The sequence below is a fragment of the Amycolatopsis rhizosphaerae genome (genome assembly GCF_007713715.1).
GTDB lineage: Bacteria > Actinomycetota > Actinomycetes > Mycobacteriales > Pseudonocardiaceae > Amycolatopsis_E > Amycolatopsis_E rhizosphaerae.
In genome coordinates this window covers 1-2,920 of the sequence record NZ_VJWX01000688.1, presented here as the reverse complement: position 1 = coordinate 2,920, position 2,920 = coordinate 1, and the positions used below count along the sequence as shown (strand labels likewise).

Here is a 2,920-nt window from a genome sequence, read left to right as displayed (position 1 = left end):
CTGCCGCCCCGGCTCGGCCGCCCGCACCGCCGTCCGCTCGGCGCGGGCGGCCCGCTCGGCCAGCCAGGTGCCCGCCCAGTCCGGTTCCCCGGCCGGGACGAGCTCGCCCGCCGACCATCGCAGCAGCAGCCCCAGTGCGTGTTTGCAGGGGAACTTCCGGCTCGGGCAGGAACAGCGGAACGCGGGCCCGGCGAGTTCGACGCACACCTGGTACGGCTTCTTGCCGCTGCCCTGGCATTCACCCCACACCGCGCGCTCGGAGCAGCCGGACGCCGGCCACTTCGCCGCCGACGCCTGCCCCCGCCCGGCCTTCGCCGAGGCGGCGTCGGGCGCCAGCGCGAGAACCTGTTCGGTGCTCAACGTCATGACGAGTTCGACCCTGTCCTTTCCGGGTTTCGGCGTGTTCGAAGGAGACGCCGCGGAGCATGCCAGCACCCACCGACAAAACCGGGCGGGCCGATCCACCGGCCCCGCCGCCACCACCCGTCACGGTCTTCGCCCTGCCGGTCCACCGGTCCGGACGTAGGGTTTTCACCAACGACGGGAAGGGGGCTGACCAGCGATGTTCCAGGTGCGGTTCCACGGAAGGGGCGGCCAGGGCGCGGTCACCGCGGCGGAGCTGCTCTCCCTCGCCGCCTTCCTCGAAGGCAGGCACGCCCAGGCGTTCCCGAGCTTCAGCTCGGAGCGCAGCGGGGCGCCGGTGGTGTCGTTCTGCCGCATCGACGACCACGCCATCCGGTCGAGGGAACCGATCTCCCGGCCCGACGCCCTGGTCATCCAGGACCCGACCCTGCTGCACCAGGTCGCCGTGTTCGAGGGGCTCGGCGAGCACGGCAGCGTCCTGATCAATTCGGGCCGGAGCCCGGAGGAGCTCGGCCTGTCCGAGCTGACCGACCGGATCGGGCGGGAACGGGTGCTGAACGTCCCCGCCACCGAGCTCGCCCGCGAACACCTCGGACGCCCGTTGCCCAACGCGGTGCTGCTCGGCGCGTTCGCGGCGTTCACCGGCGTGGTGGCACTGGAATCGGTCACCACCGCGATCCGCCGCCGGTTCGACGGCCCCATCGGGGACCGCAACGCCGCCGGAGCGGCCGCGGCCCACGAATACGTGCGCGCCAGGACGGAGGCACCGCTTCATGCTTGACCAGAAGGAAGGCTCGCAGGCCGTCGCCGAGGCCGTGGCGCGCTGCCGCCCGGGGGTGATCTGCGCCTATCCGATCTCACCGCAGACCCACATCGTCGAGCACCTGTCCGATCTGGTCCGGACTCGGGAGCTCACCCCGTGCGAATTCGTCTCGGTGGAATCGGAGTTCGCGGCGATGTCGGTCGCGATCGGCGCCTGCGCCGCCGGAACCCGGGCCTACACCGCGACGGCCAGTCAGGGCCTGCTGTACATGGTCGAAGCGCTCTACAACGCCTCCGGGCTGGGCCTGCCCATCGTGATGACCGTGGCCAACCGCGCCATCGGCGCGCCGATCAACATCTGGAACGACCATTCCGACGCGATGTCGCAGCGCGACTCCGGCTGGATCCAGCTCTACGCCGAGTCCAACCAGGAGGCACTGGACCTGCACATCCAGGCCTACCGGCTGGCGGAGGAGCTGTCGCTGCCGGTGATGGTGTGCATGGACGGTTTCATCCTCACCCACGCCTACGAAGAGGTCGACGTACCCGGACAGGCCGAAGTGGACGGTTTCCTGCCCCCGTTCGCCCCGCGGCAGGTGCTCGATCCGGCCGATCCGGTGACCATCGGCGCACTGGTGGGGCCCGAGGCGTTCACCGAGGTGAAGTACCTGATGCACGCCAAGCAGATGCGCGCGCTCGACGCGATCCCCCGCATCGCGGGCGAATTCTCCTCGGCGTTCGGCCGCGACAGCGGCGGGCTCGTGCGCACCTACCGCACCGAGGACGCGGAAACGGTCGTGGTGGCGCTCGGCTCGGTGCTCGGCACCATCGAAGACGTCGTCGACGAGTTCCGGGACCGGGGCGTGAAGATCGGCGCGCTCGCGATCAAGTGCTTCCGCCCGTACCCGCTGGACGCGGTCCGCGAGGCACTCGGGCACGCCGAACGGATCGTGGTGGTGGAGAAGGCCTTCGCCGTCGGTGCGGGCGGGATCGTCGGGCAGAACGTGCGTCTCGCGCTGGCCGGCATGGCCTGCCAGGTGTTCGACGTGGTCGCCGGGCTGGGCGGGCGGGCCATCACGAAACAGTCCCTGCGGGGCCTGTTCGAAGAGGTGCTCGCCGGTCGGCTCACCGCGGGCAGGCTGCATTTCCTCGACCTCAACACCGAACTCGTGGCCCGGGAACTCGCCCGCGAAGGACGCTCGGGTCCGCACGCGGAGAACATGCTGCGCGACCTCGGCATCGTGGGCGCGCTGATACCGCGCTGATCCGTGCCGGGCAGCGGGAAGGAAGCGCCATGCCTTACCAGGAAGTCAAGCTCTACCAGGCGGGCACCTACGTGGCGGGCAACCGCCTGCTCGATCCCGGCCAGCGCACCGTGCAGGCGCGGGCGGGCCGTTCCAACACGCTGACCTCGGGGCACCGCGCCTGCCAGGGCTGCGGCGAGGCGCTCGGCGCCCGGTACGCGCTCGACGCGGCGATGCGGGCCACGGACGGGAAGCTGATCGCCACCAACGCGACCGGCTGTCTCGAAGTGTTCTCCACGCCCTTCCCCGAATCGTCGTGGCGGCTGCCGTGGATCCACTCGTTGTTCGGCAACGCCCCCGCGGTGGCCACCGGCGTGGCCGCCGCGTTGAAGGTGCAGGGGCGCGAAGACATCCGCGTCATCGGCCAGGGGGGCGACGGCGGCACCGTCGACATCGGTTTCGCCTGCCTGTCGGGCATGTTCGAGCGCAACGACGACGTGCTCTACATCTGCTACGACAACGAGGCCTACATGAACACCGGGGTCCAGCGT

The 2,920-nt window shown here is 70.8% G+C and carries 4 protein-coding genes; 3 read left to right on the top strand and 1 reads right to left on the bottom strand.

The genetic code is table 11. From position 1 onward, the window contains the following. On the bottom strand, positions 1 to 366 hold a 366-nt coding region (locus FNH05_RS35525; protein ID WP_144593228.1), incomplete at its 3' end, for an SWIM zinc finger family protein. Between the two features lie 196 nt (positions 367 to 562). Here FNH05_RS35525 and FNH05_RS35520 point away from each other — a divergent pair. The 3 genes from FNH05_RS35520 to FNH05_RS35510 form a co-directional block, all read left to right on the top strand. Further along, on the top strand, positions 563 to 1,144 hold the full coding sequence (locus FNH05_RS35520; RefSeq protein WP_144593227.1) for a 2-oxoacid:acceptor oxidoreductase family protein: 582 nt from the start codon (positions 563 to 565) through the stop codon (positions 1,142 to 1,144). Beyond that, the gene (locus tag FNH05_RS35515; RefSeq protein ID WP_144593226.1) at positions 1,137 to 2,390 is read left to right on the top strand and encodes a pyruvate ferredoxin oxidoreductase; all 1,254 of its coding nucleotides are present in this window, start codon (positions 1,137 to 1,139) and stop codon (positions 2,388 to 2,390) included. Before FNH05_RS35520 ends, FNH05_RS35515 begins: the two co-directional genes overlap by 8 nt. 29 nt (positions 2,391 to 2,419) lie before the next feature. Continuing rightward, positions 2,420 to 2,920: thiamine pyrophosphate-dependent enzyme (locus FNH05_RS35510; RefSeq protein ID WP_222426810.1), on the top strand; the 501-nt coding region annotated here is incomplete at its 3' end.

Coding starts and splice junctions, on each gene's coding strand:
- FNH05_RS35515 (WP_144593226.1), top strand. CDS start 1,137: ATGCTTGACCAGAAGGAAGGCTCGCAGGCCGTCGCCGAGGCCGTGGCG.
- FNH05_RS35520 (WP_144593227.1), top strand. CDS start 563: ATGTTCCAGGTGCGGTTCCACGGAAGGGGCGGCCAGGGCGCGGTCACC.